The sequence below is a fragment of the Streptomyces sp. NBC_01255 genome, assembly GCF_036226445.1.
Lineage (GTDB): Bacteria > Actinomycetota > Actinomycetes > Streptomycetales > Streptomycetaceae > Streptomyces.
In genome coordinates this window covers 7,964,964-7,979,695 of record NZ_CP108474.1, presented here as the reverse complement: position 1 = coordinate 7,979,695, position 14,732 = coordinate 7,964,964, and the positions used below count along the sequence as shown (strand labels likewise).

At 73.8% G+C, this 14,732-nt stretch carries 12 protein-coding genes; 7 read left to right on the top strand and 5 right to left on the bottom strand.

The window, feature by feature from the left end; all coding sequences use genetic code 11:
* Positions 1–297: 297 nt before the first annotated feature.
* Genes OG357_RS36070 through OG357_RS36055 form a run of 4 tightly spaced genes read left to right on the top strand, consistent with a single transcriptional unit; the run spans position 298 to position 4,929 of the window.
* A complete protein-coding gene (locus OG357_RS36070) occupies positions 298–1,776 on the top strand; it encodes an FGGY family carbohydrate kinase (RefSeq protein WP_329625109.1) in 1,479 nt (492 codons plus the stop codon).
* Entirely contained in the window at positions 1,773–3,191 is a 1,419-nt protein-coding gene (locus OG357_RS36065; RefSeq protein WP_329625108.1) for an FAD-dependent oxidoreductase, read from the top strand. Before OG357_RS36070 ends, OG357_RS36065 begins: the two co-directional genes overlap by 4 nt.
* Before the next feature lie 11 nt (positions 3,192–3,202).
* Complete coding sequence (locus tag OG357_RS36060) at positions 3,203–4,420, top strand: FAD-dependent oxidoreductase (protein WP_329625807.1); 1,218 nt, start codon at positions 3,203–3,205, stop codon at positions 4,418–4,420.
* Between the two features lie 32 nt (positions 4,421–4,452).
* The gene (locus OG357_RS36055) at positions 4,453–4,929 is read left to right on the top strand and encodes an NUDIX domain-containing protein (RefSeq protein WP_329625107.1); all 477 of its coding nucleotides are present in this window, start codon (positions 4,453–4,455) and stop codon (positions 4,927–4,929) included.
* A gap of 43 nt (positions 4,930–4,972) precedes the next feature.
* On the opposite strand, the gene OG357_RS36050 is transcribed toward OG357_RS36055, so the two are convergent.
* Positions 4,973–6,253: an outer membrane protein assembly factor BamB family protein gene (locus tag OG357_RS36050; protein ID WP_329625106.1), complete on the bottom strand. Its 1,281-nt coding sequence runs from the start codon at positions 6,251–6,253 to the stop codon at positions 4,973–4,975.
* 233 nt (positions 6,254–6,486) lie between these two features.
* Here OG357_RS36050 and OG357_RS36045 point away from each other — a divergent pair, with 233 nt between their 5' ends.
* Both OG357_RS36045 and OG357_RS36040 read left to right on the top strand, forming a co-directional pair.
* Complete coding sequence (locus tag OG357_RS36045) at positions 6,487–6,732, top strand: hypothetical protein (RefSeq protein ID WP_037646345.1); 246 nt, start codon at positions 6,487–6,489, stop codon at positions 6,730–6,732.
* A 261-nt stretch (positions 6,733–6,993) separates the two neighbouring features.
* Positions 6,994–7,827 (top strand): NAD(P)H-binding protein, encoded by an 834-nt coding sequence (locus OG357_RS36040; protein WP_329625105.1) that lies wholly within the window; start codon positions 6,994–6,996, stop codon positions 7,825–7,827.
* Positions 7,828–7,900: 73 nt separating this feature from the next.
* Here the strand turns inward: OG357_RS36040 and OG357_RS36035 are convergent, their stop codons facing one another.
* Both OG357_RS36035 and OG357_RS36030 read right to left on the bottom strand, forming a co-directional pair.
* Complete coding sequence (locus OG357_RS36035; protein WP_329625104.1) at positions 7,901–8,092, bottom strand: hypothetical protein; 192 nt, start codon at positions 8,090–8,092, stop codon at positions 7,901–7,903.
* Positions 8,085–10,076 (bottom strand): NAD-binding protein, encoded by a 1,992-nt coding sequence (locus OG357_RS36030; RefSeq protein WP_329625806.1) that lies wholly within the window; start codon positions 10,074–10,076, stop codon positions 8,085–8,087. The genes OG357_RS36035 and OG357_RS36030 overlap by 8 nt, the downstream gene beginning before the upstream one ends.
* A gap of 406 nt (positions 10,077–10,482) precedes the next feature.
* On the opposite strand from OG357_RS36030, the gene OG357_RS36025 reads away from it, so the two are divergent.
* Positions 10,483–11,772, top strand: a complete 1,290-nt coding sequence (locus OG357_RS36025; protein WP_329625103.1) for a D-alanyl-D-alanine carboxypeptidase family protein — start codon at positions 10,483–10,485, stop codon at positions 11,770–11,772.
* 152 nt (positions 11,773–11,924) lie between these two features.
* Here OG357_RS36025 and OG357_RS36020 read toward each other — a convergent pair whose 3' ends face one another.
* A complete protein-coding gene (locus tag OG357_RS36020; RefSeq protein WP_329625102.1) occupies positions 11,925–14,318 on the bottom strand; it encodes an excinuclease ABC subunit UvrA in 2,394 nt (797 codons plus the stop codon).
* A 157-nt stretch (positions 14,319–14,475) separates the two neighbouring features.
* Positions 14,476–14,718 (bottom strand): DUF5133 domain-containing protein, encoded by a 243-nt coding sequence (locus tag OG357_RS36015; RefSeq protein WP_329625101.1) that lies wholly within the window; start codon positions 14,716–14,718, stop codon positions 14,476–14,478.
* Between the last annotated feature and the right edge of the window lie 14 nt (positions 14,719–14,732).

The following is a 14,732-nucleotide window of genomic DNA, read 5'->3' as shown; positions in this document are numbered from 1 at the left end:
GTGGTGTCTGGTGTGGATGACATGGTTCCTCGGTGGACGAAGGGGGGTGGTCAGTCCCCCGAAGGCCTTCCTGCCGTTGATCGGCGATCACTATAGAGGGCACTGGACTCGACCAGTCCACTCTTCTCGGCGACAGTAACTATTAAGACAGCGACTGAATTTGACTTACTGTCAGGTTGGCGGGACCGACCTGACGGTCTCGGGCGCCGACACTTGACGCGGGCCCCGGGCGGCGGCACCCTGACCCTTTTCGGTGATCGGACGATCACCCTCCGATCCTGCGACGGGAGCAGTGGAATGACGGGCGGCCCGGTACTCGCCGTCGACCAGGGCACGTCGGGCACGAAGGCGCTCGTCCTGTGCCCGGAGCGCGGGGTGATCGGCACCGGCACGGCCCCGGTCCGGCCCCGCTACCTCCCGGGCGGCCTCGTCGAGGTCGACCCCCGTGAGCTGTACGACACCGTCGTCGCGGCCGGGCGGGCGGCGCTGGCCGAGGCCGGCACCCCGGTCTCGGCCGTGGGTCTCGCCAACCAGGGGGAGACCGTGCTCGCCTGGGACCCCGCGACCGGCGAACCCCTGACGGACGCGCTCGTCTGGCAGGACCGCAGGGCCGCCTCCGTCTGCGCCGGACTCGACGACCACGCCGAGCTGTTGCACCGGCTGACCGGGCTGCCGCTGGACCCGTACTTCGCGGCGCCCAAGATGGCCTGGATCCGCCGTCACGCCACCGGCGCCGGGGTGGTCACCACGAGCGACGCCTGGCTCGTGCACCGGCTGACGGGCGCCTTCGTCACCGACGCGGCGACCGCCGGGCGTACCGGACTGCTCGATCCGGACACGGTCGCCTGGTCGGAGACGGCTCTCGACCTGTACGGCCTGGGCGGCGAGCGGCTGCCCCGGGTGGTGGACTGCGACACCCCGGTCGGCACCACGACCGCCTTCGGGCCGCCGCTGCCGCTGACCGGCCTCCTCGTCGACCAGCAGGCCGCCCTGCTCGCGCAGAGCGCGGGCGACCCGTCCGCCGCCAAGTGCACGTACGGCACGGGCGCCTTCCTCCTCGCGCGGACCGGGCCGGAGCCGCGGCGCGTCACCTCGGGCCTGGTGAGCTGTGTCGCCTGGCGGCTCGGCGGGCGCGTCGAGCACTGCCTGGACGGTCAGGTGTACACGGTGGCCTCGGCCGTCCGCTGGCTCACCGACCTGGGCGTCCTCGCCGGCGCGGAGGAGATCGACGCGGTCGGCGGCGGTGTGCCGGACACCGGCGGCGTCACGTTCGTGCCCGCGCTCGCCGGCCTCGCCGCGCCGTGGTGGCGGGGGGACGTGCGCGGCTCGCTGACCGGGCTCGGCCTGGACACCTCCGGCGGGCATCTCGTGCGCGCGCTGTGCGAGGGCATCGCCGCCCAGGTGGTGGAGCTCGCCGCGGCGGTCGCCGCCGACCGGGGCGCACCGCTGACCTCGCTGCGCGCGGACGGCGGGCTGACCCGGTCGGCACTGCTCATGCAGACCCAGGCCGACCTGCTGCAACTCCCCGTCGAGGTGGCGTCGTCGCCCGATGCCACGGCCCTCGGGGTGGGCGCGGTGGCCCGCCTCGGCCTCCAGCCGGGGCTCTCGCTCCGCGAGGCCGTGCCGGAGTGGAAGCCCTCGGCCGTGTACGAGCCCCGGATCCCGGGCGACGAGGCCGCCGCGCGCCTGGCGGCGTTCCGGGCGGAGGTGTCGGTGCTGCTCGACCGCGGCGGCGCGGGTGCGGGTGGTACCGGTGGCGCGGGGAGTGCCGGGTGAGCGTCACCCGCACGGGCCCGCTGCCGACGGGCCGGGAGGCCGAGTACGACGTCGTGGTCGTCGGCGCGGGGGTCGTCGGCTGCGCCATCGCGCGCGCCCTCGCCCGCCATCCGCTGCGGATCGCGCTCGTGGAAGCCTCGAGCGACGTCGGCGACGGCACCTCGAAGGCCAACACGGCCATTCTGCACACCGGTTTCGACGCCGTCCCGGGCACGCTCGAAGCCCGGCTCGTCCGCGAGGGGCACCGGCTGCTCGGCGCGTTCGCCGGGGAGGCGGGCATTCCCGTCGAGCCGCTCGGCGCGCTGCTCGTCGCCTGGGACGAGCAGCAGCTGGCGGCGCTCCCCCGCCTCGCGGAGAAGGCCGTGCGCAACGGCCACCGCACGACCCGACTGCTCTCCGCCGACGAACTTCCGTCCCGTGAGCCCCACTTGGGTCCGGGCGCGCTCGCCGCGCTCGCCGTGCCGGGCGAGTCGGTGATCTGCCCGTGGACGACCACCCTCGCCTACGCGACGCAGGCCGTGCGGTCGGGCGTCGACCTCTACCTCGGCTGCCGGGTGGAGAAGGTCCGTACCGGCGATCCCTGGCACCGGCTCGTCACCCGGCGCGGGGTGCTGCGGACCCGCCACCTGGTGAACGCCTGCGGGCTCCACGCGGATGCCTTCGACGCGCTCCTGGACCGCCGCGACTTCACCGTGACCCCGCGCCGGGGCCAGCTGCTCGTCTTCGACAAGTTCGCCCGCGACCTGGTCCGGCACATCCTCCTCCCCGTCCCCGGACCGCTCGGCAAGGGCGTGCTCGTCTCCCCCACGGTGTACGGGAACGTCATGCTCGGGCCGACCGCCGAGGACCTCGACGACAAGTCCGCGACCGGCACGACGGCGGAGGGGCTCGCCGGGCTCCGCGAGCAGGGCGGCCGCATCGTTCCCGCGCTCCTCGACGAGGAGGTCACGGCGGTCTACGCGGGGCTGCGGGCCGCCACCGGACAGGAGGACTACCGGTGCGCGGCTCACCCCGGGCTGCGGTACGTCACGGTCGGCGGGATCCGCTCCACCGGGCTCACCGCCTCCCTGGCGCTCGCCGAGCACGTCCTGGGACTCCTCGCCGACTGCGGCCTCGACCCCGGGCCCGAGCGTCCGCTCGCCCCGATCCGCATGCCGAATCTCGGCGAGGCCTTCCCGCGCCCGTACCGCGACGCCGAACTCATCGCGCGGGATCCGGAGTTCGGGATGGTCGTCTGCCACTGCGAGCGGGTGACGCGCGGCGAGATCCGGGCCGCCTACGCGTCGGCGATCCCCCCGGCGGGCCCGGACGGACTGCGGCGCCGGACACGCGCCCGGGGCGGGCGGTGCCAGGGCCACTTCTGCGGCGCGGAGGTGCGGGCGTTGAGCGAGGAGTACGGGAAGGGGGCCCGGTGAGCGGAGGCGTGGTGAACCGGACGGTCGACGTGCTCGTCGTGGGCGCGGGACCCGCCGGGCTCGCCGCCGCCGCGCGCCTGGCGGCGGCGGGCGCGGGACGGGTCGAGGTGCTGGAGCGGGAGCGCGCGGCCGGGGGCGTACCGCGGCACTGCGGGCACCCCGGGTTCGGGGCGGACCGCCGGGGGCGGCCGCTGGACGGCCCCGCGTACGCGCGCCGCGCGGTCCGGGCGGCGCTCCGCGCCGGGGCCGTCGTCCGCACCGGGGTCTCCGCCACCGGCTGGGCCGGACCGCTCACCCTGGACGTCACGGCGCCGACGGGGCTCGAACGGATCCGGGCGGGCGCCGTGGTCCTCGCGACGGGGACACGCGAACGCCCGCGCAGCGCACGGCTCGTACCCGGATCGAGGCCCGCCGGGGTGCTGACCACCGGGGAACTCCAGCAGACGGTAAGGATGTTCGGGCCCGGCGACGAGCGCGTGCGCGAGCGCGTCGGGCGTCGGGCGGTGGTCGTCGGCGGTGAGCCGGTGGCCCGGCACGCGGTGCGGGCGCTGCGCGGGGCAGGCGTGGAGGTGGCCGCGGTCGTCACCGAACTCCCGCGAGCGGCCCACGGCTTCGGGCCCGTACCCGTCCTCACTCGGACAGCGGTGACCGAACTGCTGGGACGGGGGCGGCTGACCGGGGTCGCGGTCCGGGGGCGGGGAGGAGGGACGTCCGTACTGCGCTGCGACACCGTGGTGTTCACCGGGGACTGGATCCCCGACCACGAGCTGGCCCGGGCGCGCGGTCTCGCCATGGCGCCGGACACCCGCGGGCCCGTCACGGACGGCTCGTACCGCACGGTCGAGCCGGGGGTCTTCGCCGCAGGCAACCTCCTGCGCGGGGTGGAACCGGCGCGGGTGGCCGCCGCCGAGGGCCGCGCGGCCGCCGACGCCGTCCTCGACCTGCTCGCCGGGCGGCACCGCCCCGCCGAGGGAGTGCCGGTGGTGACGGAGGGACCCCTGCGGTGGGTGACACCCGGTCTCCTCGACGCGGTGGCCGCCACCGTGCTCGTCAGGCCGGACCGGCATCTCGTACGCCCCCTCCTGACCGTCACCCAGGGGGGTGTACCGCTCCGGCGGGAGCGGCTGCGCGGGTCGCTCGCGCCGTGGCGTTCGGTGCGGCTGGGTCCGGAGTGGACGCGCGGGATGGATCCCGCGGGCGGTCCGGTGGTGATCGGCGCGGAGGAGTGACCGGCTGAGGACGGTCGGTCAGACTGGGCCGCATGTCGGCGAAACGCAGCGCGGGTCTTCTGGTCTTCCGTCACACGGCGGGCAAGGGCGTCGAGGTCCTCATCGGCCACATGGGCGGCCCGCTCTGGGCCTCCCGGGAGCAGGAGGCCTGGTCGATCCCCAAGGGGGAGTACGAACCGGACGAGGCTCCCGAGGCGGCGGCGCGGCGGGAGTTCCTGGAGGAGCTGGGGCTGCCGGCCCCCGAGGGCGCGTGGATCGACCTCGGGGAGTCCCGCCAGCGCAGCGGGAAGACCGTCACCGTCTGGGCGGTCGAGGGGGACCTCGACCCGGCGGCGGCGGTCCCCGGCACGTTCACCATGGAGTGGCCGCCCCGGTCCGGTGTCCGCCGGGAGTTCCCTGAGATCGACCGGGTCGGCTGGTTCACCCCGGAGGCAGCCGCTCCCCTGCTGGTCACCGGCCAGCTTGTCTTCCTGGACCGGCTGACGGAACATCTCGGGGCACCGGCCTGAACCCCGGCCCGAACCCCTCGATGCCGCTCCTGTGAGATGCGGTTCAGCCTGTGGCTCGGTAGACCTTGATCTCGCCCCCCACGACGACCAGCCCCACGTACGCGTTGGTCAGCTGCGGAGCCACAGCGAGATCAGTGATCTTGTCGGCCCCGGTCGCACCGTCCAGCACGATCGGCTTGTAGGGGCCGTCGCTGACGTAGACGTAGACCGCCCCGCGGAACGCGGACTCCAGGCGCATCTCCTTGCGTCCCGAGCCGTCCGAGGGGCCGCCCACGCGCCACAGGCGCTTGCCGGTCCGGGCGTAAGCGGAGATCTCGCCGCCCTTGACCGTGCGGGAGAAGCAGAAGGTGCTCTTGAGCTGGTCGTCCATGCAGTCCGTGATGCTGTGCAGCTTCTCGCCGAAGCCCTCGTACTTCTTGTCCTCGCCGGTAGCGCTGTCGACCACGGCCCGGCCTTCCGGGTCCCCGACCCAGATCCGGTCCGGCGCGAACGCTCTGGCCGACCAGTCCTTGCCGACCGCCATGCCCGTCCAGACGTACCGGCCGGTCCCGCCGTCGACGGCCGCCAGTGCGAGCGCGTCCTCCGCTCCGCGCTTCTGGCCGATGACGCGGGTCCCTTGCACCAGCTGCGCCTTGAAGTCGGGAGCGCGCCAGGTCACCTTGTGGGTGACGAGATCGATCCCGTAGGTCACGGGGTAGCGGTACTCACCGTGGGACACGACGACCGCCGTGCGGCCGGCGACCCCGGCGACGTAGGTGACGAGATACGACTCGTCGTACGCCGGAAGGTCCCATTGCGTCCGCCATGCCTCCCGGCCGGTCTCGGCGTCCATCGCGACGACCTCGACGCCGACGGCGTCCTCGGCACTTCCCGCACCCTTCGTGCTGGTCCGGAAGGCGGCGACCGCGTACCGCTTGCCCTCGACGGTACCGAGCCCCGGGGGGTACGGCGCGGGGTCACGAACCGAGGAGGTCGGCGTCCCGGCCTCGACGGTCCCGATCTCCTCCCCGCCGGCGAGGTCCCAGGCAACGAGCCTGTCCCCGGCGAAGGAGTACGCCTTCCGACCGTCGAGCGCGACGTTCCGCAGCCCCGGCGCGCGGATACCGCCGTGCTCCTCGAAACGGGTGGGCGGATCGTACGCGGTGAGCGACGCCGCCTCGGACTCCTCGGGGGTGGCGGTGGGGGTCGTCGGGGGCGCGGAGGAGGAGGCCCGGGAGTCGTCGCGCGCGGACGGCTCGCCACTGCCGCCACTGCCACCGCAGCCGGCGAGCAGGGCGAGCAGGGCGGCGACACCGACGGCACACCGACGCAAGAGGTGGTCCACTTGTCCCCCAACTATCCATCCGATAGAGGCAATTGATGGTACGTCAATCAATCGCCTCGTGGCGGCGGGGCAAGGGGCGCCGGTGCGGGGACACCGGCGAGCTCGGCCTCACGGACAGCCCGGCAGGGCGTCGGTCAGAGCCTGGGGCGCGGCCACCGGAACCCGCTCCGCGTATCAATGTCAGACCCGTGCGAGAGAGTGGGCACCGCAGAACTGTCGAGAGGGAGCCCGACATGACCACGATGACCGCCACCGAGCGCGCGGCGGCCCAGGCGTACCTGCGGCTGCTCGAATCCACGCAGGCCGTGCTGACCGACCCGCAGCTCGCCCCGTACGCCGGGGTGATGCTCACCCATCCGATGGCGGAGGCCGACGAGGCGCTCCGTGCGGCGGGCCTCTCGGGGAACGAGGACCGGCTGTTGCGCCTCGTCTCCTCGCTGCGGGCCTCCCCCGCGAGCGTGTGGGGGAGGACCGGGTAGCCCGGCGCTGGAGGCTCCCCGTTGTTGGTTCAGCGTGCTCGGGGGGGGGACGACATGGCAGGCGACGGCAACAGCGCTGCGCGAGCGCGGCGTATCGATGACGGTCGGTTTCGCCCTGACCTTGGCGGTTGCCCGAGCGGTGGCCTGAGGCGGTCAATCACCTCGTGGACCGCTCGGTGCCGCGGAGCTTCTTGACCTCAAGCGTGATTGACCTTCTATCGTCGTCTCCAGTTGATCATTTGATGACGGGAGAACACGCTCATGATCCTCGTGACCGGAGCCACCGGAAACATAGGCAGTGCGCTGGTGAAGGAGCTGCGAGCGTGCGGTGCGGGGCCGCTGAGGGCACTCAGCCGGAATGCCGCGCAGGCCGCCTTCCCCGAGGGGGTCGAGGCCGTGGAGGGCGATTTCGCGGAGCCGGCGTCGTTGAAGCGTGCGCTGGAGGGGGTGCGCTCGCTGTTCCTCGTGTCGCGCGTGGGTCCGGACGCCGACATCCTCGAAGCCGCCCGGCAGGCGGGTGTGGCGCACGTGGTGCTGGTGTCGTCGATCACCGTCCAGACCCATCCGCACCTCGGCCCCGCCGCCGAGAACGCGGCGGTCGAGCAGCTGCTCCGGAACAGCGGTATGGCCTGGACGATCCTGCGGCCGACGCAGTTCGCGTCGAACGCCCGGATGTGGGCGGGCTCCATCCGTGGCCACGAGACGGTCCGCGCGCCCTATGCCGAGACCGCTCTGCCCACCATCCATCCTGCGGACATCGCGTCGGTGGCACGGGTCGCGTTGACCGAGCCCGGCCACCAGGGGCGCGTGTACGCCCTGACCGGTCCGGAGCCGGTGTCCGCCCGGCAGCAGGTCGAGGCCATCGCGGCCGCTCTCGGCCGGGAGGTCCCCTTCGCCGAGATCAGCCGGCAGGAGGCCCACGCGCACATGGCGGCGGTCTTCGGGGCCGAGGCCGCCGACGCGGTGCTCGACGTGACGGGTGGAGACGTCAACGACGAGCTTCTGACGGTGCGTGACACGGTGTCGCAGGTCACCGGAGTACCGGCCCGGCCGTTCCGGCAGTGGGCTGCGGAGAACGCCGCCGCCTTCCGCTGAATCGCCCCACCTGATCCCGTTCGCCTCGTCCGTCCGACTCGTCCCGCCGCCCCGCTCGGGGGCGGCACAGCGGTCAGGGGCGGAGCGGCCCCCATCCCTCCACGTACACATCGCGGGGGTCGAGCCACACCAGAGCCCCGCCCGCGAGCCCGGGGGCGCTGCCGGGCCCCACCAAGGGCCCGTCGGCATCGCTCAGGGCCCGGACGATCCACTCCCATGTCTCCCGCACGCGCTCCGGCCCCTCCGCGCTCTCGTGATCATTCATGTGTCCGACCCTGACGCGCCTCGGATTGTGGGGAGTTGTCCGATGCATGGGCTTCGGCGGTGCGGTGAGCCGTCGCTCCCCCGCGGCCGAGGAGTTCGGCCAGGCCCCGGCGGGTCGCGGCCACGATCACCCGGTCGCCCCGGCCGAGGACCCGCTCCGGGGCGAGGCGCCAGTCCTGGCCCCGGGCCGGTGTCCCGGCGCCGGACGGGACGCCGTAGGCGCCGTACGCGGAGGGGCTCCGGTCGAGGGCGATCACCCGCCACGCTCCGGGCGTGAAGGCCTCGGCGACCGTGCGGTCCTCCAGGAGCGGGTGGTCCGCGACGTCGACGGCGGCGAAGAGCAGGACGCGACGCTCCACGGGGACGGCTCCGAGGACCTGGCGGCCCATCATGGCCCCGGCGAAGGCGGGCGCGGCGAGGTGGGAGACGCTGCGGCTCCGGGTGAGCGCCTCGGGGTGGGCGGTGCGCAGGGTGCGGTAGACGGCGGTGGCGAAGTCGTCGTCGTACAGGCGGAGCACGACCCGCAGGTCGGGGGTGACGGAGCGGGCGGAGAGAGCGGCCTCCAGATTGGTGATGTCGACGCTGGTCAGGGCGAGGAGGGCGTGGGCGCGGTGGATGCGGGCGGCCTCCAGGACGCCTTCCTCCGTGACGTCGCCGATGACCGTGGGAACCCGCAGCCGCCGCGCCACGGCGATGCCGCGCGCCTCCGGGTCGGACTCGACGCACACGACCGGGATGTCCATCCGGCGGAGCCTGGCGAGGACCCGGGTGCCGACCTTGCCCAGGCCGAGGAGAACGACGTGGCCGTGGAGTCCGCGCGGCGGCCGTCGCAGGGTGGTCGCCGTGCGGAAGGTCCCGAGGCCTTCGAGGAGGGCGGCGACGATCACGGGCAGCAGGAGCAGTCCGACGAACCCGGCCAGGATCTGGAGGACCTGACGGCTGGTCGCCTCCCCGACGGCCGGGTCGCCGATCGCGAAGATGTCGAGGAGCGTCAGATAGGCGGCGTGCAGCGGGTGGTCGCCGGTGGTGAAGGTGGAGGCGAGGGTCAGGGCGAGGACGGCGGCGACCGCGCCGCCGAGGGACCAGCGCAGGCGGCGGGAGAAGAGCGAGGCGACGGGCAGTCCCGTGCCGCCGAAGCGACCGGACGGGACGGTCGGGGCGGCCGGGGTGACCGCTTCGAGGGTGACGGTGGCCCTGCCCGTGGCGGCGGCCACCGTGCGGTCGTCCGGGAGGAGGCGCGGGCCCTCGTCGCCGCTGCGCTCGGAGCCCTCGCAGCCCGCCGGGTCGCCGACCGTGGCGGAGAGCAGCGCGAGGGTGCACCGGCCGGGGTCGGGGGCCTCGCCCTCGGGCGGGGTCCGCTCTACGGCGTGCAGCAGGAGTCCGCCGGCCTGGACGACCTTGCTGGTGCCCGCGACGGCCGCGGCGGCGAGCCCCGGGGCCGCCGTGTCGACGTCGGACAGGACAGTGGTGGCGGCGTCGAGCTTCTCGGGGTCGAGGCCCGGTTCCGCGACGGCCGCGGCCTGGTCGAGGAGCGTTTCGAGGTGCTGGCCGAGCTTGCGGTTGTAGAGCCGGATGACCAGACGCAGCCGGGGGTTGAGGCGGCGGGCGGTGAGCGCCGCCCGGATGTTGGTCTCGTCGTCCTCGTGGACGAGGGCGAGCGCGGCGGCGCGCTCGACTCCGGCGTCCGTCAGGGCCCGGTCGTCGGCCTCCGCGGCTTCGACGACCCGCAGGGTACCGGTCGGCTCGCTGCCGTCCGGGTCACCTCCGATCGCGCCCGCGGCCCCGGCCCCGGCGGCAGCGGTGGTGGTACGGGTGACGGCGGCGGTGACTCGCCCGAACAGGGCGAGGGCCCGGCCGGTGCGGGCGGTGGGGGTGACCGGGGCGTCGGGCCGTACCGGCACGAGGAGGGTGACCCGCTCTCCGTACACCCCGTGCAGTTCGCCCGCGAGGCGGTGGGCGAGCGCGTCGTCCCCGCAGACGATCATGTGCCCCGCGGGGGCGGTACGAGGCTGCCGCTCGGTCCGGAACGCGGGCGCGCCGAAGGGACCGCCGGCCGGGCTCCCCTGGGCCCGCGCGGGAGCGGGCACCGACCGGGTGGCCGCGGCGACGGAAGGCGTACCGGCGGGCGGGGCGGCGGGAGGCGTGCCGGCAGGCGGGGCGGCGGCGCCGGCGGGCGGGTCGCCGGCGCTGCCGTCCGGAACGGCGCTGTTCTGGTTCGGGTGTGAGGGCACGTCACCAGCATGCCCTGTCGGACCGACAACAGCTGCGGGTGCCCATACGGCTCCGTCCTCCCCCGGGCGGGCGCACGCCGTGCCGCCGTACGCCGGAACCTCTACGCCGGTCGGCGCACTCCGTCCTGCGCGGTCCGCCCCTCCTTCCTACGGTGGCTGAATGATCGTCACGTCAGCTGTCCGTCATGCTGCCGCCGGTACCGCGGCGCTGCTGTTCGTGCTGCCCGCTCCGGCGGCCACGGCCTCCCCCGCTCCTCCCCTCTCCCCCGCCGCCGGCTCCTCCGTGGACGAGCCGACTCCGCCCGCACCGCGGTTCGTCGACCCGGCCCGGCTCGACCGGCGGGGCACGCAGGTGCAGCGGCTGCCGGGCGCACCCTCCGTACCGGACGTCTCCGCGCTGTCGTGGGTGGTGGCGGACGCGTCCTCGGGCGAGGTGCTCGCCGCGCGGAACGCCCACCGGAAGCTGCCGCCCGCCAGCACCCTCAAGGCGCTCTTCGCGCTCACGGCGCTCCCCCACAACGAACCCTCCGACCAGCACACCGTGGCCGATTCCGAGCTGACCGGAATCGGGGCGGGCAGCAGTCTCGTCGGGATCAAGGAGGGGTACACCTACAAGGTGTCCGACCTGTGGAACGGGGTCTTCCTCAGCTCGGGGAACGACGCCGTGCACGTCCTGGCCGCGATGAACGGCGGCTGGGAGTCGATGTCCCGGCAGATGCAGGCGAAGGCCCGCTCCCTCGGGGCGCGGGACACCCATGTGGTCTCCCCGGACGGGTACGACGCGCCCGGGCAGGTGTCCTCCGCGTACGACCTCGCGGTCTTCGGACGGGCCGGGCTCCAGGATCCCGTCTTCACCCGGTACTGCTCCACGCGGTACGCGGACTTCCCCGCGGGTTCCTGGTCGTACGGCATCGCCAACACCAACCGGCTCCTCACGGGCGCGGACGGCGTGGCCCGCTACCCGGGGCTCCTCGGCATCAAGAACGGCTACACGACGAACGCGGGCAACACGCTGATCTCCGCCGCACGCCGGGGCGACCGGACGCTGGTCGTCTCGGTGATGAACCCGCAGGGCGGCGGCGGGCTCGCCGTCTACGAGGAGGCGCGCTCGCTGCTCGACTGGGGCTTCGAGGCCGCGGGGCGGGTGCAGGCGGTGGGCTCGCTGCTGCCGGGCCGGCCGAAGGCCGCGGCCGAGGCGGGCGGTCGGGCCACGGCGGCGGCGCGTGCCGCGGGCCGCGCGGACGAGACCGTCTCCGTCGCCGCCGGCGGAGCTCCGCGCGCCGGGGCCGAGGCGGTGGCGGCGGCCCACGAGGGCTTCGCGCGCGAGGACACGCCGTCGGGCCCGTCGGGCCCGTCGGCCGGGATTCCGCTGGCACTGGTGGGCTCGGCCTGCGCGGCGGCCCTCGCGCTCTGGGCCTGGCGGCGCCGGGCGGCCCACCACCAGGTCTGACGGCGGCACTCGGGGGACGGGGGTCAGGACCGCCGGTCGTGCGGCGCCACTGGAGACATCGGACGGTCGTGTCGGCGACGGTCCGGCGGGCGCCGCACGGTCCGGCTGCGGGGGGGTGCCCGTTCATGCCGGGCACCCCCTGGGACGTGCGGTCAGGCGCCCACGTACGCCGCGAGGTGTTCGCCGGTGAGGGTGGAGCGGTCGGCGACGAGCTTCGCGGGCGTGCCCTCGAAGACGATCGAACCGCCGTCGTGGCCGGCGCCCGGGCCGAGGTCGATGATCCAGTCGGCGTGGGCCATGACCGCCTGGTGGTGCTCGACGACGATGACGGACTTGCCGGAGTCGACGAGCCGGTCGAGCAGGCCGAGGAGCTGTTCGACGTCGGCGAGGTGCAGACCGGTGGTCGGCTCGTCGAGGACGTAGATCCCGCCCTTGTCGCCCATGTGCGTGGCCAGCTTGAGCCGTTGCCGCTCGCCGCCGGAGAGCGTGGTGAGCGGCTGCCCGAGGCTGAGGTAGCCGAGGCCGACGTCGGCGAGGCGTTCGAGGATCTTGTGCGCGGCCGGCGTGCGCGCCTCACCGTCGCCGTCGCCGAAGAAGTCCTCGGCCTCGGTCACCGACATCGCGAGCACCTCGCTGATGTCCTTGCCACCGAGGTGGTACTCCAGGACCGAGGCCTGGAACCGCTTGCCCTCGCAGTCCTCGCAGGTGGTCGCGACCCCGGCCATCATCGCCAGGTCGGTGTAGATGACGCCCGCGCCGTTGCAGGTCGGGCACGCGCCCTCGGAGTTGGCGCTGAACAGCGCCGGCTTCACGCCGTTGGCCTTGGCGAAGGCCTTGCGGATCGGTTCGAGCAGTCCGGTGTACGTCGCCGGGTTGCTCCGGCGCGAGCCGCGGATGGCGCTCTGGTCGACGGAGACGACGTCCTCGCCGGGCGGGATCGAACCGTGTACGAGCGAGCTCTTGCCGGAGCCGGCGACGCCGGTGACGACGGCGAGCACGCCGAGCGGGATGTCGACGTCGACGTCGCGGAGGTTGTGCGTGGACGCGCCGCGGATCTCCAGCGTGCCGGTGGGTGTCCGGACCACGTCCTTGACGGAGGACCGGTCGTCGAAGTGCCGTCCGGTGATGGTGTCGCCCGCCCGCAGCCCCTCGACGGTGCCTTCGAAGCAGACGGTGCCGCCGCCCGTACCGGCGCCGGGGCCGAGGTCGACGACGTGGTCGGCGATCGCGATCGTCTCCGGCTTGTGCTCCACGACGAGCACCGTGTTGCCCTTGTCGCGCAGGCGGAGCAGCAGGTCGTTCATCCGCTGGATGTCGTGGGGGTGCAGGCCGATGGTCGGCTCGTCGAAGACGTACGTGACGTCGGTGAGCGAGGAGCCGAGGTGCCGGATCATCTTGACGCGCTGTGCCTCGCCACCCGACAGCGTGCCCGCGGGCCGGTCGAGCGAGAGGTAGCCGAGGCCGATCTCCACGAACGAGACGAGGGTGTCCCGCAGGGCGGTGAGCAGCGGCGCCACCGAGGGCTCGTCGAGCCCGCGGACCCACTCGGCCAGGTCGCTGATCTGCATGGCGCAGGCGTCGGCGATGCTGACCTTCTTGATCTTCGACGCCCGGGCCCCCTCGCTGAGCCGGGTGCCGTCGCACTCGGGGCACGTGGTGAAGGTGACCGCCCGGTCGACGAACGCCCGGATGTGCGGCTGCATGCCCTCCTTGTCCTTGGCCAGGAAGGACTTCTGGATCCGCGGGATCAACCCTTCGTACGTCATGTTGATGCCCGCGATCTTCATGCGGGTCGGCTCGTGGTGGAGGAAGGCGTGCAGTTCCTTCTTCGTGTACTTGCGGATCGGCTTGGCCGGGTCGACGAGGCCCGACTCGCTGTAGAGGCGGTAGTTCCAGCCGCCCGGGGTGTAGCCGGGGATGGTGAGCGCGCCCTCGTCGAGCGACTTGGAGTCGTCGTAGAGCTGGGTGAGGTCGATGTCGGAGACGGAGCCCCGGCCCTCGCAGCGGGGACACATGCCGCCGGTGCGCTCGAAGCTCGCCCGTACGGCCTTCTTGTTCCCTCGCTCGACGGTGATCGCGCCGCTCGCCCGGACCGAGGGGACGTTGAAGGCGTAGGCGCTGGGCGGGCCGATGTGGGGCTTCCCGAGGCGGCTGAAGAGGATGCGGAGCATCGCGTTGGCGTCGGTGGCGGTGCCGACGGTGGAGCGGGGGTCGGCTCCCATCCGCTGCTGATCGACGATGATCGCGGTCGTCAGCCCTTCGAGGACGTCGACCTCCGGCCGGGCGAGGGTCGGCATGAAGCCCTGGACGAAGGCGCTGTACGTCTCGTTGATCAGCCGCTGGGACTCCGCGGCGATCGTGTCGAAGACGAGGGAGCTCTTGCCCGAGCCGGAGACGCCCGTGAAGACCGTGAGCCGGCGCTTCGGGATCTCGATGCTGATGTCCTTCAGGTTGTTCTCGCGCGCGCCGAGCACGCGGATCGTGTCGTGCTGGTCGGCGGCGTGCGGCGTGGCCGCCTTCTTACCCGTCCTCGGGGTCTGGCTCATCGTTTCTCCTCCGTCGGACGGGCCGAATCATGATCATCGCGAACGTCGTGATCATCGCACCGCGTCGGCTCCGACGCCCGGGAAACGGCGATGTCCACGTCGGCCACGCTAGCCGGGGCCCGATGTCCACGCTTCTCGATTCCTGACCGGACGCCGGTCAGGAGCCCGGCAGCCCCTCCAGGGCCTGCCGGGGAGCGGGCCGCCCCTCGGAGACGTACCGCTCGGCGGCGCGGACCGCCTCGTGCGCGGTCCGCTCTCCCATCAGGACGCAGAGGGTGTACGCCGTGTCCTCGAAGCGCCGGCGGACCGACAGGTCGCACGGCCTGGCGAGCACGGACCGCTCCTGGGTGCGGTAGTGCCGGAGCAGCCGGTCGACCGTGTTCGTGTCGGGCAGCAGCATCGCGTCCTCCTGTC

Coding starts and splice junctions, on each gene's coding strand:
- OG357_RS36070 (WP_329625109.1), top strand. CDS start 298: ATGACGGGCGGCCCGGTACTCGCCGTCGACCAGGGCACGTCGGGCACG.
- OG357_RS36055 (WP_329625107.1), top strand. CDS start 4,453: ATGTCGGCGAAACGCAGCGCGGGTCTTCTGGTCTTCCGTCACACGGCG.
- OG357_RS36045 (WP_037646345.1), top strand. CDS start 6,487: ATGACCACGATGACCGCCACCGAGCGCGCGGCGGCCCAGGCGTACCTG.
- OG357_RS36040 (WP_329625105.1), top strand. CDS start 6,994: ATGATCCTCGTGACCGGAGCCACCGGAAACATAGGCAGTGCGCTGGTG.
- OG357_RS36035 (WP_329625104.1), bottom strand. CDS start 8,092: ATGAATGATCACGAGAGCGCGGAGGGGCCGGAGCGCGTGCGGGAGACA.
- OG357_RS36030 (WP_329625806.1), bottom strand. CDS start 10,076: ATGATCGTCTGCGGGGACGACGCGCTCGCCCACCGCCTCGCGGGCGAA.
- OG357_RS36025 (WP_329625103.1), top strand. CDS start 10,483: ATGATCGTCACGTCAGCTGTCCGTCATGCTGCCGCCGGTACCGCGGCG.
- OG357_RS36020 (WP_329625102.1), bottom strand. CDS start 14,318: ATGAGCCAGACCCCGAGGACGGGTAAGAAGGCGGCCACGCCGCACGCC.
- OG357_RS36015 (WP_329625101.1), bottom strand. CDS start 14,718: ATGCTGCTGCCCGACACGAACACGGTCGACCGGCTGCTCCGGCACTAC.